The organism is Fictibacillus enclensis (assembly GCF_030123385.1).
GTDB lineage: Bacteria > Bacillota > Bacilli > Bacillales > Fictibacillaceae > Fictibacillus_C > Fictibacillus_C enclensis.
In genome coordinates this window covers 3,527,766-3,549,318 of sequence record NZ_CP126109.1, presented here as the reverse complement: position 1 = coordinate 3,549,318, position 21,553 = coordinate 3,527,766, and the positions used below count along the sequence as shown (strand labels likewise).

General features: G+C 44.9%; 19 protein-coding genes. 10 read left to right on the top strand and 9 right to left on the bottom strand.

The genetic code is table 11. The annotated features are described in order from the left end of the window. Nucleotides 1–107: 107 nt before the first annotated feature. The 8 genes from QNH15_RS18565 (at nucleotide 108) to QNH15_RS18530 (ending at nucleotide 9,527) form a co-directional block, all read left to right on the top strand. Nucleotides 108–2,174 (top strand): catalase, encoded by a 2,067-nt coding sequence (locus QNH15_RS18565; RefSeq protein WP_283895646.1) that lies wholly within the window; start codon nucleotides 108–110, stop codon nucleotides 2,172–2,174. A 115-nt stretch (nucleotides 2,175–2,289) separates the two neighbouring features. Next, nucleotides 2,290–2,679, top strand: a complete 390-nt coding sequence (locus tag QNH15_RS18560) for an acyl-CoA thioesterase (RefSeq protein ID WP_283889649.1) — start codon at nucleotides 2,290–2,292, stop codon at nucleotides 2,677–2,679. A 280-nt stretch (nucleotides 2,680–2,959) separates the two neighbouring features. After that, nucleotides 2,960–3,679, top strand: coding sequence for a DsbA family oxidoreductase (locus QNH15_RS18555; RefSeq protein ID WP_283889648.1), 720 nt, complete (start codon nucleotides 2,960–2,962; stop codon nucleotides 3,677–3,679). Between the two features lie 29 nt (nucleotides 3,680–3,708). Then, complete coding sequence (locus tag QNH15_RS18550; protein ID WP_283889647.1) at nucleotides 3,709–3,990, top strand: DUF3219 family protein; 282 nt, start codon at nucleotides 3,709–3,711, stop codon at nucleotides 3,988–3,990. A gap of 86 nt (nucleotides 3,991–4,076) precedes the next feature. Further along, nucleotides 4,077–4,721: a LytTR family DNA-binding domain-containing protein gene (locus QNH15_RS18545; protein ID WP_283889646.1), complete on the top strand. Its 645-nt coding sequence runs from the start codon at nucleotides 4,077–4,079 to the stop codon at nucleotides 4,719–4,721. A gap of 131 nt (nucleotides 4,722–4,852) precedes the next feature. Continuing rightward, the gene (gene scpC, locus QNH15_RS18540) at nucleotides 4,853–6,367 is read left to right on the top strand and encodes a succinyl-CoA:acetate CoA-transferase ScpC (RefSeq protein WP_283889645.1); all 1,515 of its coding nucleotides are present in this window, start codon (nucleotides 4,853–4,855) and stop codon (nucleotides 6,365–6,367) included. 344 nt (nucleotides 6,368–6,711) lie between these two features. Then, nucleotides 6,712–7,170, top strand: a complete 459-nt coding sequence (locus QNH15_RS18535; RefSeq protein ID WP_283889644.1) for a 2-thiouracil desulfurase family protein — start codon at nucleotides 6,712–6,714, stop codon at nucleotides 7,168–7,170. A gap of 392 nt (nucleotides 7,171–7,562) precedes the next feature. Continuing rightward, nucleotides 7,563–9,527 carry an IS1182 family transposase gene (locus tag QNH15_RS18530; RefSeq protein ID WP_283889643.1) on the top strand — a complete coding sequence of 655 codons (1,965 nt, stop codon included), beginning with the start codon at nucleotides 7,563–7,565 and terminating at the stop codon, nucleotides 9,525–9,527. A gap of 85 nt (nucleotides 9,528–9,612) precedes the next feature. Here the strand turns inward: QNH15_RS18530 and QNH15_RS18525 are convergent, their stop codons facing one another. The 5 genes from QNH15_RS18525 to QNH15_RS18505 all read right to left on the bottom strand — a co-directional run bounded on the left by QNH15_RS18525 (nucleotide 9,613) and on the right by QNH15_RS18505 (nucleotide 14,409). Beyond that, the gene (locus tag QNH15_RS18525; protein WP_283889642.1) at nucleotides 9,613–10,071 is read right to left on the bottom strand and encodes a nucleoside 2-deoxyribosyltransferase; all 459 of its coding nucleotides are present in this window, start codon (nucleotides 10,069–10,071) and stop codon (nucleotides 9,613–9,615) included. Between the two features lie 106 nt (nucleotides 10,072–10,177). Next, entirely contained in the window at nucleotides 10,178–10,330 is a 153-nt protein-coding gene (locus QNH15_RS18520; RefSeq protein ID WP_074440556.1) for a YpzG family protein, read from the bottom strand. A 51-nt stretch (nucleotides 10,331–10,381) separates the two neighbouring features. Further along, a complete protein-coding gene (locus QNH15_RS18515) occupies nucleotides 10,382–11,716 on the bottom strand; it encodes an MFS transporter (protein ID WP_283889641.1) in 1,335 nt (444 codons plus the stop codon). Between the two features lie 40 nt (nucleotides 11,717–11,756). Continuing rightward, entirely contained in the window at nucleotides 11,757–13,073 is a 1,317-nt protein-coding gene (locus QNH15_RS18510; RefSeq protein ID WP_283889640.1) for an alkaline phosphatase family protein, read from the bottom strand. 124 nt (nucleotides 13,074–13,197) lie between these two features. Beyond that, nucleotides 13,198–14,409, bottom strand: a complete 1,212-nt coding sequence (locus QNH15_RS18505) for a S1C family serine protease (RefSeq protein WP_283889639.1) — start codon at nucleotides 14,407–14,409, stop codon at nucleotides 13,198–13,200. A gap of 280 nt (nucleotides 14,410–14,689) precedes the next feature. On the opposite strand from QNH15_RS18505, the gene QNH15_RS18500 reads away from it, so the two are divergent. Both QNH15_RS18500 and QNH15_RS18495 read left to right on the top strand, forming a co-directional pair. Further along, nucleotides 14,690–17,119, top strand: a complete 2,430-nt coding sequence (locus QNH15_RS18500; RefSeq protein ID WP_283889638.1) for a M14 family zinc carboxypeptidase — start codon at nucleotides 14,690–14,692, stop codon at nucleotides 17,117–17,119. Further along, entirely contained in the window at nucleotides 17,119–17,538 is a 420-nt protein-coding gene (locus QNH15_RS18495) for an AAA family ATPase (protein ID WP_283889637.1), read from the top strand. Before QNH15_RS18500 ends, QNH15_RS18495 begins: the two co-directional genes overlap by 1 nt. A 163-nt stretch (nucleotides 17,539–17,701) precedes the next feature. On the opposite strand, the gene QNH15_RS18490 is transcribed toward QNH15_RS18495, so the two are convergent. Genes QNH15_RS18490 through QNH15_RS18475 form a run of 4 tightly spaced genes read right to left on the bottom strand, consistent with a single transcriptional unit; the run spans nucleotide 17,702 to nucleotide 21,476 of the window. Further along, nucleotides 17,702–18,775, bottom strand: a complete 1,074-nt coding sequence (locus QNH15_RS18490; RefSeq protein WP_283889636.1) for an ABC transporter substrate-binding protein — start codon at nucleotides 18,773–18,775, stop codon at nucleotides 17,702–17,704. Continuing rightward, on the bottom strand, nucleotides 18,772–19,575 hold the full coding sequence (locus QNH15_RS18485; RefSeq protein WP_283889635.1) for an ABC transporter permease: 804 nt from the start codon (nucleotides 19,573–19,575) through the stop codon (nucleotides 18,772–18,774). The genes QNH15_RS18490 and QNH15_RS18485 overlap by 4 nt, the downstream gene beginning before the upstream one ends. 1 nt (nucleotide 19,576) lies before the next feature. Then, nucleotides 19,577–20,380: an ABC transporter permease gene (locus QNH15_RS18480; protein WP_283889634.1), complete on the bottom strand. Its 804-nt coding sequence runs from the start codon at nucleotides 20,378–20,380 to the stop codon at nucleotides 19,577–19,579. Continuing rightward, on the bottom strand, nucleotides 20,370–21,476 hold the full coding sequence (locus tag QNH15_RS18475) for an ABC transporter ATP-binding protein (protein ID WP_283889633.1): 1,107 nt from the start codon (nucleotides 21,474–21,476) through the stop codon (nucleotides 20,370–20,372). The genes QNH15_RS18480 and QNH15_RS18475 overlap by 11 nt, the downstream gene beginning before the upstream one ends. Nucleotides 21,477–21,553 lie beyond the last annotated feature (77 nt).

Below are 21,553 nucleotides of genomic sequence, written 5' to 3'. Positions count from 1 at the left end.
TGGAAGCTAAACATCTAGTTTAACTTCAGCCATGAAGGGTACGTCTATGAGTAGGTACATAATCCCAATCATCAAATTTGACCGAATAAAAAAAGGAGGAGAACACTATCAATAACAACGATTCCAGCAAAAATGGAGCAAAGAACAAAAAAAATAAGCAGCTTGATGCATTCCGCGTAAACAACAAAGGCAAGAAACTCACAACCAACCAGGGGCTCAAGGTTTCCGAGGACGAGCATTCGTTAAAAGCGGGTGTGCGCGGTCCTACCTTAATGGAAGACTTTCATTTTCGTGAAAAAATGACCCACTTTGACCATGAGCGGATTCCGGAGCGGATTGTCCATGCGAGAGGCTATGCTGCACACGGAGAATTCGAAGTTTACGAATCCATGAAAGAATATACGAAGGCAGGATTTTTGCAGGATCCATCCGTAAAAACACCGGTTTTCGTCCGATTTTCAACGGTGGCAGGATCCCGTGGTTCAGGAGATACGGTCCGAGACGTTCGTGGTTTCGCGACAAAGTTTTATACCGAAGAAGGAAACTATGACCTTGTCGGAAACAACATTCCGGTCTTTTTTATTCAAGACGCGCTAAAGTTTCCGGATCTTGTTCATTCCTTCAAGCCGGAGCAGCACAATGAAATTCCTCAGGCATCCACAGCCCATGATACATTTTGGGATTTTATCGCCAACAATACTGAATCGGCTCATATGATGATGTGGGCGATGTCCGACCGTGCGATTCCGCGCAGCTACCGGATGATGGAAGGCTTCGGTGTCCATACGTTCCGCTTTGTAAATGATAAAGGCGAGGGACGCTTTATTAAATTCCACTGGAAGCCGAAGCTTGGTGTCCATTCACTAGTATGGGATGAAGCCCAGCTACTTGCCGGCAAGAACCCTGACTTCCACCGCCAGGACCTGTATGAGGCGATTGAGAACGGCGATTACCCGGAATGGGAGCTTGGCGTGCAAATGATTGAAGAGAAGGATGAATTCAACTTCAATTTTGATGTGCTTGATCCAACGAAAGTGTGGCCGGAGGAGCAGGTTCCTGTGAAGATCATCGGCAAGATGACACTCAAAAAAAATCCGGATAATTATTTTGCAGAAACGGAACAGGTCGCATTCCATCCGGGCCACGTAGTGCCAGGGATTGATTTTACGAACGATCCGCTTCTTCAGGGACGATTGTTCTCGTACACAGACACACAGCTTTCGCGATTGGGCGGCCCGAACTTCCATGAAATCCCGATTAATCGTCCGGTGTGCCCGTTCCATAACAATCAGCGGGACGGCATGCACCGCATGACCATTAACCAGGGACCGGTCGCTTATCACAAAAACTCATTGGATAATAATGATCCCGCGCCGGCAACAGAAGGAGAAGGCGGCTATGTTCACTATCAGGAGAAAGTAGAAGGGCGCAAGGTCCGACAGCGTAGTGAAAGCTTTAAAGACCATTACAGCCAGGCCAAGCTTTTCTGGAACAGTATGTCTGATGTGGAAAAACAGCATATCATTAAAGCCTTCCGCTTTGAGCTTGGAAAAGTCAAAAGCAAAAGTGTGCAGCAGCAGGTGGTTGAGGTGATCAGCCGTGTGGATACAACACTTGCGGAGCAGGTTGCCGCAGGGATCGGTGTGACAGCTCCGGAAGGGATTGAGCCATCCGATGAAACCATGTCTTCTCCGGCATTGAGCCAGGAAAATACGGTAAAAGCACCAGCTACCCGAAAAGTAGCCATTTTGGCAGAAGACGGATTTAATGGAGAAGAAGTAAAAGGGCTTCAGGATGCGTTGAAAAATGCAGGAATTGCTTCTGAAATTATAAGTGAAACATTGACTCCTATCTCGAGCAGTCAAGGAGAGGAGCTTCAGGTAGATCAGACGTTACTGACCAGTGATTCCGTTCTGTACGATGCCGTATATGTGGCAGGCGGAGGTGATAGTGTCAGCACCTTAAAAGGAATTAAAGAGGCAACAACGTTTGTGAATGAGGCGTACAGCCACTATAAAGCCATAGGAGCCTCTGCAGAAGGGACGGAACTTCTTGCAGCAGCAGGAGTAGAAACCAGCTCAAGTGCAGATGGCGTCGTGATTTTGCAAGGCGGAAACAGCGATGAATTTATTCAAGCTATTGCACAACACCGCCACTGGGCGCGCCAGGTATAAAAGAATCTATTGGAAGGAGCAGCGGATAAAGCTGCTTCTTTTTTTATTAAAGGAAACAGGAATGAATAACGAGAAATAGATATGGAGCAAATGACGAACGAAAGGGCAGGAGTCTATGTATACAACCATCATCGAACCGCGTGTGTCAGAAACAGACGGCGTCGGCCATATTAACAATACAACCATTCCCATCTGGTTTGAAGCAGGGCGCAATCAGCTGTTTAAATTGTTTATGCCGGACAGTTCTTTTAAAAACTGGAGAATGATCATTTTAAATATGAATGTTGATTTTGTGGACCAAATCTATTTCGGACAGGAAGTGAAGGTTAACACCTGGGTTCAGCGAATCGGAAACACAAGTTTGGAGCTATATGAAGAAATTCATCAGGAAAACAGGCTTTGTGCCAGGGGAACGGCCGTCTATGTTAATCATAATCTGGAGAGCAAAACCTCGGAATCTATTCCGGAGGACATCCGGGTGGAGCTTCAGAAACATTTGAAATAGGCGTAAGAGAGAGGTCGGTACGACGAAGTCCCGGCTTCTTTTTTTTATGAAAATGACGTGATATGCAACTATTTCTTGTCGAACCGCAAGTAAATTCGGCTTTACCGCTACTAATCTCTGTCGAACCGCAAGTAAATCCCGCTCTGCCGCAACTAAATCATGTCGAACCGCAAGTACCGCTTCTCACCACCCCGCAAACCCTCCCCTCGTGAGCAGGATGAGAGCCAAATCGGCGTATTCCCTTTACAATAGGGGAGAATAAGGTACGAGGAGGTACAAAATGAAGGTAGAAATATGGTCAGATTATGTTTGTCCATTTTGTTATATAGGAAAAAGGCGCTTTGAAAATGCCCTGAGTGGGTTTGAAGGACGCGAGCAAGTGGAGGTTGTGTACAAAAGCTTCGAGCTGGATCCTTCGTTTCAAAAAACAGATCAGGATATTCATGCTGTGCTAGCCCAGAAATATGGTACATCGTATGAGCAGGGAAAAAGCATGAACGACCAGATGACAGAACGGGCAAAGGACGTTGGTTTGGCGTATGACTTTGACCGGGCGATTCCGGCCAATACGTTTGATGCCCACAGGGTCTCTCATTTTGCCAAACAGAATGGATTGTTAAAAGAAGTAACAGAGCGGATCTTGAAAGGGTATTTTACCGAAGGCCTTGATCTTAATGATCACGCTACCCTTGCAAAACTTGCCGGAGAAGCGGGACTTGATGAGCAGGCGACTCTTGCTGTTTTAAAAGAAGGAAAATTCGCAGAGGATGTTCGTGCCGATGAGGAAGAAGGCTCCCGTCTTGGTATTACCGGCGTTCCGTTTTTCGTATTTAACCAAAAATACGGAGTATCAGGCGCGCAGCCGGAGGATGTGTTTACTGAGGTTCTTGAAAAGGTGAAGAAGGAGGAACAGGAGGAGTCTCCGATTCAACTGCTGAACCAAAACGGGAATCAAAAAAACAAGGAAAAGGACTGCAGTGACGGTTCCTGCAACATCTAATTTGTTTCCCTAGATAAGGAGTGAAATGTATGGCGAGCAGCGTTATTTTGAATGACACAAAAATCATGGTCCGTGACTTTCAACAAAGAGCAGTGAACGGACGAAGGCAAATTTCTTTTCAATTTCAGGTTGAACACAAAGACTATCACGATATTACCACGCTGTTGTACAAAAACGATTTCGATGTAAATGTTCCTGAGGAAGAGATATCGTTCAGGGCATCCATCACCAATTATTCTACTTCCGTTACAAACCTGTACGAAGAAAATGCAGTAGGAGATTTTTATCTGGAGCTTACGGAAAAGGAATAAAATCACGAAGAGAGCGGGATTTCCGTTCTCTTTTTTCGTGCTACAATATCAGAGGAACAACAAGGTAAAAAGAAAAGGTGTGAGCTATGGAACGGTTTAAAACATCAGCACTTCTTGATGTCATCAGTGAATTGTTTTCAAACGAAGCATCAATTGCGGTTACGGATACCGAGCATTATATTTATTATCAGCCCAGCAGACGGATCAATTTAAAAATTAAACCGGGTGATGGGATCAAAGAGGGGACCATTACACATAAAGCACTGGTGTCCCGGCAAAAAGTCTCCCAATTTATCAATCGCGATATTTTTGGAACGCCTTATTATGGGATGGCGGTTCCCTTATTTGATCAGGAAGAACTGCAAGGATGTGTGACCGCAATTTTTCCGGCGCTGACAAGCGGGAAAACGGTGGTTACGGTAAAAAGCGAGGATGGCTGGATTCCAATCCCGTTCTCGGATATCTTTTATTTGGAGGCGAAGGACCGCAAGACCTACGTCATAGGGGAAAAGCACACGGGAAGCCACAAGGATACACTGAATGAGTTTGATTTTCTTTTGCCCAAGGATAATTTTGTCCGCTGTCATCGCTCGTTCATCGTAAATGTTCATCACATTTTGGAGATCTATCCGGACACCCATTCAACCTTTTTATTAAAAATGAAAAACGGTGAACAAGTGCCTGTCAGCCAGTCTTATGCAAGCTATTTCAGAACATTGCTTGGCTTCTGACCAAATCCTTCTGTTTGGTGAACTGAATGTTCTGTCTTATCTCAATTTTTTGTGATTTATTCCCTTTCTCTCTCGATCATGATTCTGTTTGCTACACTTATGAAAAGAGAGAGACAAGGAGTGTGGAGAAAATGGAAAGCGTTTGCAAACGAATTCGAGATCAGCGCTTACATGATCGGATAGTGTCTGCAGAGGAAGCCGCATCCTGGATCGAAGATGGAATGACACTTGGCTTAAGCGGATTTACGCGGGCAGGAGATGTGAAGGCCGTGCCGTTTGCTCTTGCCAAACGGGCGGAAGAAAATCCCCTGAAAGTCAATGTGTTCACAGGTGCCTCCCTTGGGTCAGATGTTGATAAACTGTTTGCCGAGAAGAACTTGATTAACAAACGGCTGCCGTTTCAGGCAGACGCGACCATGAGAAAAGGCATCAATGCCGGGGATTTTCATTTTGTTGATCAGCATTTGTCCCATACATCGGAATGGATCCGCTCAAATGTACTGGACACGATCGACTTTGCGATTTTGGAAGCAATTGCAGTTACCGAGGAAGGTATGGTGATTCCAACCACATCGATCGGCAACTCTATGGTGTTTTCACAGCATGCCAAAAACATCATCATTGAAATCAACACCGCACAGACAGAGTTGCTCGAAGGCATTCATGATTTGTACGAACCAGGGCCGCAGGGTGAACGGCAGCCCATCCCGCTTTCTGCGCCTTCCGACCGGATCGGTGTAAAGGGAATCCAGGTGGATGTGGACAAGATCAGAGGGATTGTTTTTACCCATCAAGAGGATTCGCCGTCCACCATCGTTGAACCCGATGAGGAAACCGTTGTCATGGCACAGCACTTGATCACATTTTTAAGAGAAGAAATCAAGGCAGGCCGTCTGACAGAAAACCTCGCTCCGCTTCAGTCAGGAATCGGTTCGGTGGCTAACGCGGTTTTTCACGGATTGCTGGATTCCGAGTTTACGGATTTGGAAGTCTATTCAGAGGTTCTTCAGGATGCGGTATTTGATTTGCTGGATGCCGGTAAAGTGAAATTTGCGTCTTGCTGCTCGATTACTTTGTCTTCAGAAAAAATGAAAAGCGTATTTTCCAATTTTGAAACGTACCGAGACCGTTTACTCCTGAGACCTCAGGAAATTTCCAATCATCCGGAACTTATTCGCCGGATGGGGCTCATCTCTATTAATACTGCGCTTGAACTGGATATTTATGGTAATGTTAACTCGACCCATGTGATGGGAACGAAGATGATGAATGGCATTGGCGGATCAGGAGACTTTGCCCGCAATGCGCGCATTGGCATTTTCGTGACCAAATCCATTGCAAAGGACGGAAAAATCTCGAGCATCGTTCCATTCGTATCCCATGTGGATCATACAGAGCATGATGTGGATGTGATTGTCACAGAACAGGGATACGCAGATTTAAGAGGGCTGGCGCCTAGAGAGCGTGTGCAGAAGATTATCGAAAATTGTGCGCATCCGCTGTACCGTGACCAGCTGAATGAATATTACCAAGAGGCGTTGAAAAAAGGCGGACAAACGCCGCATGTGCTTGAAAAGGCTTTTTCGTGGCATACAAATTTTGAAAAGAACGGAACAATGCTCGAAAAGGCAGCACAGCCTGTCTAAACCATAAGAAAGCTGACTTTTCTTTTGCGAAGTCAGCTTTTTTTGTTAAAGGGTTGCGTTTTCGGTTGCTATTTTAATAAATGACATAAGAAATGACGTGTGAATTGGCACAGGTCATTTTATTAAGGTTTTTAGCTTGATATTTCATTTTTGGCATAGATAGTAACTTTATATTTTATAATGGACAAAAAATAGTGCTCCTTTAAAATGTTGTGTGAAAATTGCTGTCCATTTCAATGTCACTTGGGGTACAGGCAATATGCTCTTCATATACAATTAACGGGGCAGTTTCGTACAATAAGGATGGCAATGTGTGGATTTATTTGAGAGGTGTGTGGTAATTAATGATTTTGGTCAGTTCTTGTTTAGCTGGATTAGAAGTAAGGTATAACGGTACACATAGCTTAGATAATAGGATAAGTAAATTAGTTGATGAGAATAAAGCTGTTACTATCTGTCCCGAATTGCTTGGTGGGTTATTAACCCCAAGGGAACCTGCTGAAATAGTAGGCGGAGACGGAGAAGATGTACTGGATGGGAAGGCTAGAGTAGTTGAGAAGTCTGGTAACGACGTAACCGAACTTTACATAAAAGGAGCTTACGCTACTTTAGAAAAAGCTAAAAAAATGGACGCAACACTAGTTGTTCTCAAGGAGAATAGCCCATCCTGTGGCAGTTTAATGATTTATAACGGTGAATTTAAAGGTAACAAAATTGTTGGAAACGGAGTTACTTCAGCCTTACTTAAAAGAAATGGTTTACAAGTAATTTCAGAAGAACAATTTATTGACAATTTCTTTTAGTTATCAATGAATCGCAGCAGGGACAGCAGCTTTGGTTCAATGACAGTCTGTTTTGAACGAATCTTTATTCACAAGCGGCTGTGCACCGACGTGTAGTCAACTTGACAATGGATTTTTTACCGCTAAAAATAGTGATCAGCCATGTTGCTAAATCACAATGAGACTCAGAATGCTATAAATCAAAATCAACCATAACAACCTCCAAGGAGCTCCGCATACTTTTTACTAATGCTTTGAGAAGACACAAAGGGGCTGTCCAGAAAGTCAGTGTAAACTGACTTTCTGGCAGCCTTTTTTTAAAATACTATAAAAAGTACACAAAAAAATCGTCCTCTTTAGTAAAATGAAAGTTACCACACCAACATTTTCACGAAAAGAAAGGACGATTTTTTATGCGCAATCTTACGATTACTACTGAAAATTATACCACGCAAACGAGCCTTCCTCTAGGGGGAATCCAAGAAAGTTCTTCTACTAAACGAAAATTAGCTCCCACCTTCAAACCGTACGATAACCAACAAGTTCAAATGATCTTTGATCTGCAGGAATGGATTCCAGCCCACCATGTGGCACGTGTAATTGATGAGATGGTGGAGGGCATTCCTGATGACCGGCTATTTTCTTATTACTCCGGCGGTGGACGGAGCTCATATCACCCAAAAATGATGGTGAAAGTCCTCCTCTATGGGTATTCACAGAAGGTCTATTCGTGTCGCGGAATTGAAAAGCTGCTTCAGGAAAATCTTCCGGCCATGTGGCTCGCAGCCATGCAGAAGCCCGATTTCCGAACGTTGAACGACTTTCGCGGCCAACGGATGAAAGCCTTGATGGATGAACTGTTTGAAACCATGATCAGGCAACTCATCCAGGACGAGTATATTACGATGGATCACTACTTTTTGGATGGTACAAAGATCGAAGCCGATGCCAATAAGTATTCTTTCGTGTGGAAAAAATCCACCGTGAAACATGAAGCGAAGTTGAAAGAGAAAATTCAAGAAACGCTGCACCACATCAACCGCCTCACTGAATTAGAAGCGTTGCCAGAAGGAGATGAAACCAGCGATGAGCTCTCCCTTCCATTAGAAGAAGCCGCAACGATTCTCGATGAAGAAGTCACGTCCCTGACGGATGCGATCGAGAAGGAAACGAATACCGAAAAACGCAAAGAGATGCGTAAGAAGCGCAGTATCTACAAAAAACCCTTGAAGCTTATTCGTCACGATTTCTTGCCTCGTTTAGCCAAATATAAGGAACAGAACGAACGGTTTGGAGACCGGAACAGTTACTCCAAAACCGATACCGACGCCACCTTTATGCGCATGAAAGAAGACCACATGAAGAACGGCCAGTTGAAACCCGGCTACAATGTACAGATGGCGACCGAGAACCAATTTGTTTTGTTTTATTCCCTTCATCAACGCCCGACAGATACGCGGTGTTTCATTCCTCATTTTGAGAAACTGGCCGCGTCTTCTTTACCGATGCCGAAAACCGTGATTGCGGATGCCGGTTATGGCAGCGAAGAGAACTATTTGTTTGCGGTCGGAGAAGAAACAGAACCGCGATTTGATTTTCTGATTCCCTATGGAAGCTATTTGAAGGAACAAACCCGAAGCTATAAAAACGAGATCAAAAACGCAAAGAACTGGGTATATGAGGAACTCGATGATTGGTTTATCTGTCCCAATGGCAGAAGGGTACCGTTTAAGAAATATCTGAAGAAAAAGAACCGATCCGGTCTGGAACAAAGTTTCAAGATTTATGAATGCGAAGATTGTACGGATTGCCCGTTTAAAACCAAGTGCACCAAAGCGAAAGGGAACCGCCAGGTGCATTGGAACACGATCTATGAAGAAATGAAGGCCAAAGCAAAAGCAGCCCTTGAATGTGAGGAAAAAGCCGCGATCTATGCCCGACGTAAAGTCGAAGTGGAAAGCGTCTTTGGCCACATCAAGGGCAATCGGTCGTTCCGCAGGTGGTCGTTGCGGGGACTGGACAAGGTACATGTAGAGTTTGGAATCGTGGCATTGGCCCACAACCTCCTGAAAGTAGCAGGCATTCGCCTGACTACTTTCAGGAAAAAAGAACAACCAAAAAAAGCAGGACGGAAAAACTTATCGTTTTTCCGTCCTGCTTTCATTTTAGGGACTTATTGGACAGCCCCTTTGCATGTTATGAGTTACCTGAAGCTTGAACTTGAACTTGAACTTGAGCTGGAGCGTCGTCTTCGGTTATTTCTGACTCTGCAACGAATGGTAATCACTTTACCACCGCTCGTACGGCGTGTTCTTGCTTTGCATCTCACTACTTTTCTTCTTCTGGACATACTTCATCCCCCATATCTGAATCGATAAATAAGAAAAGGAAATCTCTTTTCTCTCCTATATCCTATGGGGAATCGCTAGAATTGGCTTGGACACATTACAGGAATGGGAAATTTTAAATAAATGGACCTTCGTAGGGATGGGCAGGCATTCGGATAAAATCATACGTGGCCATGCTATCCACATTGGTAAAGAAGGCATGAAGACTTTCAATGAGCATGAGGTTTGGGACACTTTCCTTTTCCTTAATTAAAATTATCGGCTTTTGATAAGCATAGGCGTAGCCCAGTTCAAACGCTGTCCCGCTGTCGGTGCTCTTTCCTTCGTAATCGTGAATCGCCACGACGACATCTGCCCGACGCAGTGCGTAGAGATCGAGGTTAAAGACGACTTTTCGCCACTCCTTTGAACCCCACGGATACTGCTGGTTCTGATGAAACCGGGCGGAGTAATATTCAGCAATCTGGGGATTGCGGGACAAGGCATTCTCGAGTCTTTGGATGCGGGCGATCTGTTCCTGATCAAAAAAGGGACCGGCGATAAAAACTCTGATCTTTCTTGTGTCTCCGTTCATAGGACACCTTCTTTCTTGACGAAGCGTTAATCCCTTTATAGGTTATGAAAAAACAAAAAAAGAAGACCGAAGAGGCCTTCTTTTTTCTGTTTCTTTTTCGTCATGCTTACCAGTGGTGGGCTTTGGCGTTGCTTCTCAAGATAATGTTCTGCTGAGACATCTCAGTATGTCCATTTACTTGAGATTTTTGACGCTTCGGCCGTGTCCAATTGTGGTGAAACTTACTAGAGTGAGGATCTAAATGATCTTTGTAACTCATGGCTTTTCACCTCATCCGCTAAGAGTAACAATCCAGAAACAAGGGTGATATTCAGGGAATATCATGATTATTATGCGTCATTATCGGCAAATTTATGTCCGATTGGTCTACATTTTTATCATTTGCACGATCCACCGCATCTGCACGGGTTTCGGGAACAAACTTTAACAAAATCAAGCCGATGATAAATAAAAGAATCAGGGAAAACACACCGCTGCTCGAATTGCCGCTCATCTGGGCGGTAACTCCTACCAGGAGCGGTCCAAGAATGGAAGCAAATTTTCCAAAAATGTTATAGAATCCGAAAAACTCGTTGGCTTTCTGCTTTGGCACAAGCTTGGCAAAGTAGGAACGGGACAGCGCCTGAATACCGCCTTGTGAGGTGGCGACAAGCATGGCAAGGATCCAGAAATCCAGTGTAGTTTTTAAGAAATAGGCATAAATGCAAACAATGATATAGATAAATATGCCAACATAGAGCATTTTTTTGCCGGTGAATTTTTCAGCCAGTCTTCCATACAATAGCGCGAACGGAGCCGCTACCACCTGGGTCACGAATAAAATAATCAGCAGGGAGGTCGAGCTGATGCCAAGGTCGGAGCCATAAGCGGTAGACATGGAAATAATTGTACCGACTCCATCGATATAAAAGAAATAGGCGAGCAGGAACAAAAAGAGGGCACGGTAGCTGCGGATGTGTTTCAAGGTCTGGCCGAGCCGTTTGAAGCTGTTGCTAACGATGCGGGGTTCCCGCTCGACATAATATTTTTGGTGAACATGTTTGAAGAACGGGATCGAAAACAACCCCCACCACACAGCCGTGATTAAGAAGGCCAGCTTGCTTGCGGTGACAGTGGAAAGGGGAAGCGTTTTGGTTTGTGCGAGAATGATGATTGCAATGCTGATCAAAAATGGAATGGTACTGCCGATATAGCCAAGGCCAAATCCCCGGGCAGATACATTGTTCATCCGCTCTTCGGTGGTAATATCGATCAAAAAGGCGTCATAAAAAACGAGGGAGCCGCTAAAGCCAAGAGCAGTCAGCGTATATAAGATCAGTAAAAGAAGCCATTGCTCACTGGGAATAAACACGAGAGAAGCGGTTGAACCGATACCAACTGCGAAAAAGAAGGCGAAAAACTTTTTCTTCATGCCCCGATAATCAGCAATCGTGCCCAGTATCGGCCCAAGCATCGCCAGAATAAAGGTGGTAATGGCAATAGTGTATCCCAAATACGCAGTAGAATCTGCGGCGCTTACACCGGCCTTCATGGCAGCACTTTTGTAAAAAAGCGGAAATACAGCGGTGGTAATAATAATCGAGTAGGCGGAGTTTGCCCAATCATAATACATCCAACTGCTTTCTTCCTTTGAGAAATGTTTCATTCTCATATCCCCTTTATTTTCGTCTTCTTTTCTTAGCTTGTTATTCTCGTTCTTCCGTCAATAATCCTTCAACCACCGAGCCGTCTGTGTCTCCCAAGTACAATCCGAGCAATCTGGCCAATGTCGGACCCTCGTCGATCAGGCGCATCGCAGGAATCTCCTGATGGGGTCTGATTCCTTTTCCGGCTGCTGCAAAAAATGTGGCGTAATTTTCTTTTTTGGGAGAATAGCCATGACAGGCATACGTATATCGTTTGGCACGAACATCCTCCTTCGTGACGCGGTGAAGAAAGTCTCCCTCCAGATTTTCTTTAAAATAATAGCCATCACATGCCTCCAGCATAAAATCGCAGCGAGGATCGGCTCCCAATGCTCCGGCTTCCTCTCCAGTCAGCACTTGTTCGATGCCGTTTTCTTCCTCCTTTGTTAATTGAAGAAGGAGAGCATTGACCCTTTTTGTGAGGTCTTTATCGCTTTTGTTTCTTATGTATATATATGCCGAGCCATCACAGCTATGGCAGTAGACCTGCCAATTTGTCACCTTTCCTATTGGAGTAACAGAAATCCATCCCTGTTCCTTAAACAGGACGTTTAGTTGAATACCGGTTGTTTCATCGAGTGCGCTATGGTCACCGAGTGCGACAATGGTTGTGCTTTCAGCAGTACCACTCTCTTTTACCGCTGCCTGAATCCTGCCGAGCCGGTCATCATGGCGCTTTAGTGCATTCATCGCCTCCTCTGAAGAGAACCCATGGTAATGCCGCTGGGTATCCAGGTCGGTAAAATGAACAAGCAAGAGGTCGGGATTTTTTGTTTTAATCGTATGAACGGCTGATTCCAGCACAAAGTGATCGAGCTCGGGCTGGTTGAGCCCATTGCGGATATGGCCAAAACGCCGGTTCATGCCAAGCTGGTAAAAGACACCGCCATTCATGAGCGAGACAGGTATTTGGTGATGCCACGGCCGGTTCGCAAAGATCTCAGGCATATGATAATCAATATCGGCTTTTGCTGTGACCGGCCAGAGCAGCGCACCGGTCTTCATTCCCGCCTGTTTGGCTTCATCAAAAAGGGTAGTGCCCTGAATATGCCTCCGGTGCCAATGCCAGTCAGGTGAAACTCTTCCTGGCTGGAGATAGGTATTGTTCACAACACCATGGCGCTTCGGATAATTGCCGGTCACGATGGTGGCATGGCATGGATAGGTGACGGTAGGATAAATGGATTCAACATTGGTGCAATATGATCCCCACTTGAGAAGCTCTTGAAAGTGGGGAAGCTCCTTGATCACAGGAAAATCAAGTGAAGAAAGACAATCAAAAGAGATGACAATTAAATGTTCTGTCAGGCGGTTCATGAGGGCCTCCCTACAATAATCTCAATAATAACTGTTTCTTCATGATATAAGGCTGCTCCTTTAAAAAGAAGGAAAGAAAAGGGGCTGTCCAAGAAGTCAGGACAGCCCCTTTGGATCTTTCCTATTATTTTGATACGTCTTCGAGTGTAAGTTCTGCAGAAGCCTTTTGGCCATCCCGATAATAGGTGACGGTAATGTGATCGCCGGCTTGGTGTTTGAAGATATATTCCCGCAGACTTGCTGCAGTGTCAATTTCCTTCCCGTCCAATTCTGTAATGACGTCGTAATTTTGCAGGCCGGCTTTTTCTGCTGGACTGCCGGCTTCGACATTCAGAACCACTGCGCCATTTTGGACGGTATCAGGAAGGTTCAAAACGTGCTGGCGGGAGGCTGTTGGGATCTGATTCAAGGACTGAGGGACGATTCCCATCTGTGGACGCTTAATCTCTCCCTGTTTTACCAGTGTCTCGATGATTGGCTTGGCTGTATTGATGGGTATGGAAAAGCCGATGCCTTCTACTTCCTCCTGGGCAATTTTGCTGGAATTAATGCCGATAACTTCACCGTTGGCATTAAGCAGAGGACCTCCGGAATTACCTGGATTAATGGACGCATCGGTCTGGATCACCTGAGCGGTAAAATCCTCCTGGCCATCCTGGTCAATGTCTACTGGCAAATCGCGTTCCTTACTGCTGATGATACCTTGTGTGACGGATCCCTCCAAATAGCCGAGCGGGTTCCCGATCGCGATGGCCTGCTCACCGGCTTTCACAGCATCTGAATTCCCAAGGTTGGCCACACTCTTTACTTTACTGCCGTCAATTTCGAGAACGGCAAGATCCAGCCATTGGTCCGACCCAAGCAGTTTGGCAGAAAGGGTAGTCCCTTCGTTTAGTTTCACCTCAAGCTTGTTTGCACCTTCCACAACATGATGGTTGGTGACCACATACGCTTTATTCCCGCTTTTCTTGTAAATAACTCCGGACCCTGATCCAGCTTCCTGTTCATTTGAACCGGAGCCAGATAAAGAGGAGGGGGCTTGATAATTATTGACACCTACCACTGACGGAAGTGCTTTTTCCACCATGGATGAAACATCCTTTGTACTGGACGAGGTTGAAACAGGGAGTGTTTTGACTGTGTTGTTCTTGGAATTCTCTTGGGCTGTTGTTACATTCTTCGTGTTGTCTGATTGGGTTTGCCCAATGGATGGAGCGATATCACCCGTATACATAAACAGGACGCATGCTCCGCCGACCACAGCTCCTGTCAGTCCAGATAGAAAAGGCATCCAGACTCCTTTTCTTTTACCAGTTGAACGTCGTTCTTGTTCCATGTTCTCCACCATCCTTTTATTATTCACCTGTCAAACAGGCTGTTGTTTGTATAAGTTTAGTATGGAGGAACTTCCTTAACTTTTTCTTAATACACGTATATTCATATTTTCGTATGTGTCATTGGTAGTAAAAAAGATCGATAATATCTTTTTATATTGCAACGATTCAATAGATTTTTAAAGGATAATTAGTACTTTATTACGATGTATGTTTGAATATTCATACGATACTATGAATATTGTAATAGTTTTCCAAAAATGAAAAAGAGGAGATGGGTTGATGGGATTAAAAAAGAAAGCGGCGACGGGACTAATAGGGCTCAGCCTTCTGGCTGCACCGTATGCAGCGCTGGCTGAATCACCGGCCAAAGCACAGGTCGGGTGGCATAATGTCAATGTTTATGAAACGCAAGATGAGAAAGATGGCAGCCTGTTTAACAGTGAAAACTATGATTTTGTGAAATACAGCAAAATTGGACAGAAGTTGATGGACATTCAAAAACAAAGTCCTCGCGTAAAAGTAGAGAAACAGGGGAAGTCCGCCGATGGCAAAGATATGTATGTCGTGACGGTTGCTGAGCCGTCCGCTAATGGTAAAATGGGATATTACAAGAAACTGAGAAAGCAAATGTTTAAGAATCCCGAAAAGGCACAGAAATTTATTGAGAAGCATCCTGATGTAAAGGTGCCTGTCATGATCAACGGTTCCATTCATGGAACAGAGTTTTCGGGATCGGATGCCGTGCTTCAGCTAATCGAGCGATTTGCGAAAGAGAATGATGCAGAAACTAAAAAAATCCTCAGCACGCAAATCTTAATTTTTAATGTCGTGGCGAATCCGGATGGGCGTGTGAATGCGACACGTTTTAATGGCAATGGCATCGATTTAAACCGTGATTTCATTACCCAGTCCCAGCCGGAAACACAGCAGATGGTGTCACTCATCACTGAATGGAACCCGATGGTGTTCCTGGATCTGCATGGTTATGTAAAGGCTTATGGAGGACCGGACCATCCAGGACTGATTGAACCATGTACGCCGCCGCATAACCCGAACTATGAGTATGATCTGTTCTCCAAGTGGTCCATGAATCAGGCGGAAGCGATGGAAGATGAAATTGTCAGCAATCGAAGCGACTATCAAAATACCAATACCTCGACTTCAAAGGTGGATTATCAGAACATGACGGGTGCTTACATACCACAGCGTGATGATACAGCAGGATGGGATGATTATCCTCCAATTTTCACTCCAATGTATGCCATGTATCACGGTTCTTACGGCTATACCCTGGAAACGCCGACCAATGACTGGGATGGTGTAAAGTGGCATTATGATGCGGTGATGGGTGCATTGAATTATGCTGCGCAAAATAAAACGGGAATGGTGAAAGATCAGATTGAAGTGTTCAAGCGCGGTATTAACTTTGACCACCCTTTCCATAAGAAAGGCTTTTTCCCGAAAGCCTACATTTTGCCGTCAGATCCAAAAGATTCTACTGCCACAGAAAAAGCGGTCAACCATTTGATTAAAAATGACATTGATGTAAGCAAAGCCGTCCAGCCATTCACCTTTGATGGAAAAACGTATCCGTCCGGAACGTACGTGGTGAACATGAGCCAGGCAAAAGCGGGACTGGCCAATACCATGCTCTGGGATGGTGAAGATATTACCAATGATACACCGGCCATGTACGATATTTCAGCATGGAGCCTGCCTGAGCTTTGGGGCTTTGATGCGATTCAAGTGCCGGCGGACAGCAGCACAACCTTCTCTCTTGCTCCGGTAAAAGAAGCCGGCGATCAAGGACATCTAGTAGGGACAGGCCCATACCAGATTCCGAATACGTCTGTGAAATCCGTAGAGCTTGCCAATAAATTGGTTCAAAAGGGATATGTGGTCAAGCGTGATGCAAATGGTGATTTCTATCTTAATAGCAAGATCACCCTTGATGCTGTGAGACTCGTCCGTTATTCGGGGCTGACCATCAAGAGTGCCAAGATTCCAGCAGGTGCGAAAAACGTGCAATCCGTAAAGGTAACCATTTTAAAAGATGGTGGAATGAGCAAGGCACAATCGCATTCAGGAACAAAGCTGGCGCTTGAACGACTGGGCTTCAACGTAAAAGAATTAACACCAACCGAGCTTGCAAATAAGGGGCTGGGCACTACCGATGTCTTTTTCTACAGCGGAACGTCAAATCTGATTTCCTATAAAAATAGTAAAGCCAATGCCGAGTTTGGCTTGGAAAACGAAGCACAGTTCGAGTCCTTCAAAAAGAAGATTACTGACTTTGTAAATGGCGGCGGAAAATATATCGCAGTCGGAGCCGGGGCAGCCAGTGCAGCAAAAACACTTGGCCTCACAAACGTAACCATCAACAAAGGCAATGGTGATTCAAATGGTATTGTCCGGGTCGACTACAAGAACAATCCATTAACACAAGGCTATAAATCCAGTGATTATGGCTTCGTATATGGCCCAGTTTGGTACTCCAACACCGATGGCTATGATACAGTGGCGACCTTTAAAAACAATGCTGATTTCTTTGTGGCCGGTCATTGGAAAAATCGCCAGGCTGCTCAAGGACAGCCGGTTATCATCAAAGGCCAGTCCAAAGATGTGACTCTGATGGGAATTGAAGCAGGTTTCCGAGATCATACCGATTATCTGTTCCGCCTGCTTTCCAACGCTGTTTACAGCAAGTAATGAATGAGCAAGTCTCTATAAAAGGGGCTTGCTTTATTTTTTCCTGCGGAAAAACAACCTTGGCACGACAGCTTTCTGACCGCCTCGGTATTCCTTCTTATGAGCTGGACAATATTGTCTGGAAAAGAAGTCTCTCTGGAGATATCAAAAGAAGCGAGGCGGAACGCGACCAATACTTGAATGAAATTATTCATTCATCGGCATGGATTATCGAAGGTGTGCATACCGAATGGGTAGACTCGAGCTTTAAACAGGCAAATGTGATCCTTGTTTTGGATACACCTTATTCCAAGCGAATATACAGGATTGTTAAGCGATTTGTGCTTCAAAAACTGGGGATTGAGAAGTCAAACTACCGGCCTACCTTCGAGATTTTTATCTTCAATACGTTTACGGTTTCAAGGTTATCAGTATGCTGAAGGACTTGCGGCCAAGCTCGGAACACCTGTGATCGATTTCCCTGGCAATCATGTGGGAAGCAGCATGCATCCAAAAGAGTTCTCGGACAGATTGCATAAAGTATTGAGTCAGTTTTAAACAAAAAAGAGAGGGAGCTGCCTGGCTGCAGTCCCTCTCTTTTTTTTACTTCCGGTGCATCTTAAATTCCAAGAACAGCTCATTATAGTAGGCTAAATTCTTTTTACCGAGGTTTTCATATACCTCAAGTTTTTCTGTCAGTTTAGGCGACGGATAAAAGCGCTCATCGTTGACCGTTTCTTTCGGCATGTAAGCGAGGGCTTTTTTATTTGGTGTGGAATAGTTCACGTATTCCGTATTTTGTGCCGCTACTTTTGGATCGAGCATAAAGTTCATAAATTTAAGTGCCGCTTCTTTGTTTTTTGCTGTTTTTGGTATGACCATGTTGTCAAACCAGAGGTTGGATCCTTCTTTCGGTACGACATATTCGAGATCCTCGTTCTCGCTCATAATCTCGGAGGCAACACCCGACCATACGATACCGATGGAAGCTTCCTCGTTCTGAAGCAGCAGGCGGATTTCATCGCCGACGATGGCCTTAATGTTCGGCGTTAAGGTATCCAGCTTTCGTTTCGCTTCCTGCAGGTGGGCATGGTTCGTGTCATTCAGGGAATAACCAAGGCTGTTCAGCCCCATTCCCATGATTTCACGGGCGCCGTCAACCAGCAGAATCTTATTCCTCAAATCAGGATCCCACAAGTCATTCCAGCTGGTGATTTTTTTGCCATTCAGCATTTTCGGATTGTAGACGATCCCGACTGTTCCCCAGAAATAAGGAACAGAATATTTGTTGCCTTCATCAAACGGAAGATCCATAAAACGTGGGTCAATATTTTTTAAATTCGGAAGCTTGGAGTGATCCAGTGGAATCAAGAGATGCTCCTTCCGCATCTTATCGATCATATATTCAGATGGAACAGCAATATCGTACGTTGTTCCGCCTTGCTGAATCTTGGTCAGCATCGCTTCATTGGAGTCAAAGGTTTCATAGATGACTTTAATGCCGGTCTCCTTTTCAAAGCGTTTAATCAAATCCGTGTTAATATAATCTCCCCAGTTATAAATGGTGAGTGTGTTTTTGCCAGAATAGCCCTGTGATGAATTAAGTTCAGACAGTGCAAAAAAGAGAACGGCAGAAACAAGAATGATACCCAGAAAAAAGCGGAGAAGCTTGCTCATTTTTTAACCCCCCATCTTCCCGGCCGGTTGCGCTGCGAAATAAAGTAATATACAACAACGAGCACAAGTGTAAATAAAAACAGAAGGGCGGACAGAGCATTGATATTAAGCGATATTCCCCGGCGTGCCAGCGAGTAGATCTCCACAGAAAGGGTGGTAAAGCCATTTCCGGTCACGAAAAAAGTAACGGCAAAATCATCAAGTGAATAGGTCAGTGCCATGAAAAACCCTGCAAAGATTCCTGGTGTAATAAAGGGAAGTATAACCTTTGTCAGCACATTCCATTGGCTTGCGCCAAGATCTCTGGCCGCATCAATCAAGGTCGGACTCATTTCGGACAGCTTCGGCAGCACCATAAGCACCACAATCGGTATACTGAACGCGATATGCGAAAGGAGCACTGAATACATCCCCAGTTTAATACCTGCCATGGTAAACAGAATCAGAAAGGACGCGCCAATGATAACATCCGGACTGACAATCAGCACATTGTTCAGCGAGAGAAGCGTATTCTTCGTCTGACGCTTGCGGATGCTGTGGATGCCCAGAGCCCCCAGTGTACCGATGATTGTCGCAAACAGCGAAGAAACGAGTGCAATGACCAGGGTATTCAGTACAATGATCAGCAGCCTGGAATCCTGGAACAGTTCCTTGTACCAGTCCAATGTAAAACTTTTAAAGTTATACATAGTGCCGCCGCTGTTAAATGAATAAAACACAAGGAAGAAAATGGGTGCATAAAGGATGAAAAAGATGAGAACCAGAAATATGCGTGATAAAGGTGTAATTCTTTGTTCCAATTTATACACCACGCTTTCGGTTCCCAGTCAGGCTGATGATCAGGAACATGATAAGAATTAAGAACACAGCGATGGTGGAGCCCATGCCCCAGTCCTGTGTTACGAGAAACTGCTGTTCAATGGCTGTACCAAGCGTGATGACACGGTTTCCTGCGATTAAGCGCGTGAGCATGAACAGAGACAAGGCCGGTATAAAAACGACCTGGCAGCCTGCCTTCACACCGTCAATCGTCAGCGGAAATATGACTCGGCGGAAGGTGATCCATTTGGATGCTCCCAAATCATTGGCCGCATCCAGCAGCGTCGGATTCAGCTCATTCAACGCATTGAAAATCGGCAGGATCATAAATGGAATAAAAATATAGACCGATACAAAAACAAAGCTGAAATCGGTAAACAAAATTTGCTTTGAACCAATGCCGATGGCTTCCAAAAAACTGTTCGCAATACCTTTTGTGCCAAAAATACCGAGAAACGCATAAGCCTTCAGAAGAAGGTTAATCCATGACGGCACAATAATCAGCAGAAGCCACAGCTGCTTATGTTTGGTTTTTGTCAGCAAGTAGGCCGTCGGATACGCAATGATTAATGAAATAACCGTAATCAAAAACGCATACCAGAAGGAACTCAGGGTCATTTTTAAATAGACCGCAGTGAAGAACGTCTTGTAGTTGACCAGCGAAAAATGTCCTTCGATATCAAAAAACGAATAGTAAAGAACGAGCAGCAGCGGAGCCACTACAAACAGAACAATCCAAAGAGCGTACGGAAACAGATACAAATTGCGGGTTACTTTATTGTTCATGGGCATCTCCTGCAGAGTAAGCTTCCAAACGGCGGTCAAAATCGGCTTCGGTTTCCCCTAACCGCATAACGTGAATCGCCTCCGGATCAAAGTACAATCCAATCTCATCACCGACTGCCGCTTTCCTTGTGGAATGGACGAGCCATTCGTTGCCGTCTTTGTCATAGCAGCTGATTTCGTAGTGAACGCCACGGAACAGCTGGGAATCTACCTTTACTTGAAGTTTTCCGCGTTCAAGCGTAGTGATTTCCAAATCTTCCGGACGGATCACGATGTCCACGGATTCATTCGGATTGAGGCCTCTGTCCACGCACTCAAATTGGCCGCCGACGAATTCCACAAGGTAATCTTTGATCATTTTTCCTTCGACAATGTTGGATTCCCCGATAAAGTCAGCAACAAAGCGGTTAATGGGTTCGTCATAAATATCGATCGGCGTGCCGCTTTGCTGGATGATTCCTTTGTTCAAGACGAAAATCTCATCAGACATGGCAAGGGCTTCTTCCTGGTCATGAGTAACGAAAATAAAGGTAATGCCCAGCCGGCGCTGCAGTTCACGCAGCTCATACTGCATCTCTGTCCGCAGCTTTAAGTCAAGAGCAGATAGAGGCTCGTCCAGCAAAATCACTTCAGGCTCATTGACGATGGCCCGCGCAATCGCCACACGCTGCCGCTGTCCGCCGGACATTTCACGGATCTCACGGGTTTCATAACCGTCCAGGTTGACGAAACTCAATGCTTCCCTGACCTTTTGTTGAATACCGGCATTCTTCATTTTTTTAATGCGCAGTCCAAAAGCTACATTTTCAAATACATTCAAATGAGGAAAAAGAGCATAATCCTGAAAGACTGTGTTCACCTGACGTTTATTGGCCGGCACATCATTGATTTTTTTGCCATTAAAAAAGATGTCTCCCTCTGTGGCTTCCGTAAATCCCGCGATCAGGCGAAGAATGGTCGTTTTTCCGCAGCCTGATGGGCCCAGCAGGGTGTAAAACTTTCCCCGTTCAATTTCAAAACTTACATGATCCAGCACAGCCGGATCATTATCATATTGTTTGGTAACCTGTTTAAATTGAATAATAGCGTTTGTCATCGCAACCCCTCATCTATCCCAATTTCAACGACTGTTTGTCTATACCGTCATTAAATAAACTGAACCTTTTTGTTCTG

Coding starts and splice junctions, on each gene's coding strand:
- QNH15_RS18560 (WP_283889649.1), top strand. CDS start 2,290: ATGTATACAACCATCATCGAACCGCGTGTGTCAGAAACAGACGGCGTC.
- QNH15_RS18555 (WP_283889648.1), top strand. CDS start 2,960: ATGAAGGTAGAAATATGGTCAGATTATGTTTGTCCATTTTGTTATATA.
- QNH15_RS18550 (WP_283889647.1), top strand. CDS start 3,709: ATGGCGAGCAGCGTTATTTTGAATGACACAAAAATCATGGTCCGTGAC.
- QNH15_RS18545 (WP_283889646.1), top strand. CDS start 4,077: ATGGAACGGTTTAAAACATCAGCACTTCTTGATGTCATCAGTGAATTG.
- scpC (WP_283889645.1), top strand. CDS start 4,853: ATGGAAAGCGTTTGCAAACGAATTCGAGATCAGCGCTTACATGATCGG.
- QNH15_RS18535 (WP_283889644.1), top strand. CDS start 6,712: ATGATTTTGGTCAGTTCTTGTTTAGCTGGATTAGAAGTAAGGTATAAC.
- QNH15_RS18530 (WP_283889643.1), top strand. CDS start 7,563: ATGCGCAATCTTACGATTACTACTGAAAATTATACCACGCAAACGAGC.
- QNH15_RS18525 (WP_283889642.1), bottom strand. CDS start 10,071: ATGAACGGAGACACAAGAAAGATCAGAGTTTTTATCGCCGGTCCCTTT.
- QNH15_RS18520 (WP_074440556.1), bottom strand. CDS start 10,330: ATGAGTTACAAAGATCATTTAGATCCTCACTCTAGTAAGTTTCACCAC.
- QNH15_RS18515 (WP_283889641.1), bottom strand. CDS start 11,716: ATGAAACATTTCTCAAAGGAAGAAAGCAGTTGGATGTATTATGATTGG.
- QNH15_RS18510 (WP_283889640.1), bottom strand. CDS start 13,073: ATGAACCGCCTGACAGAACATTTAATTGTCATCTCTTTTGATTGTCTT.
- QNH15_RS18505 (WP_283889639.1), bottom strand. CDS start 14,409: ATGGAACAAGAACGACGTTCAACTGGTAAAAGAAAAGGAGTCTGGATG.
- QNH15_RS18500 (WP_283889638.1), top strand. CDS start 14,690: ATGGGATTAAAAAAGAAAGCGGCGACGGGACTAATAGGGCTCAGCCTT.
- QNH15_RS18495 (WP_283889637.1), top strand. CDS start 17,119: ATGAATGAGCAAGTCTCTATAAAAGGGGCTTGCTTTATTTTTTCCTGC.
- QNH15_RS18490 (WP_283889636.1), bottom strand. CDS start 18,775: ATGAGCAAGCTTCTCCGCTTTTTTCTGGGTATCATTCTTGTTTCTGCC.
- QNH15_RS18480 (WP_283889634.1), bottom strand. CDS start 20,380: ATGAACAATAAAGTAACCCGCAATTTGTATCTGTTTCCGTACGCTCTT.
- QNH15_RS18475 (WP_283889633.1), bottom strand. CDS start 21,476: ATGACAAACGCTATTATTCAATTTAAACAGGTTACCAAACAATATGAT.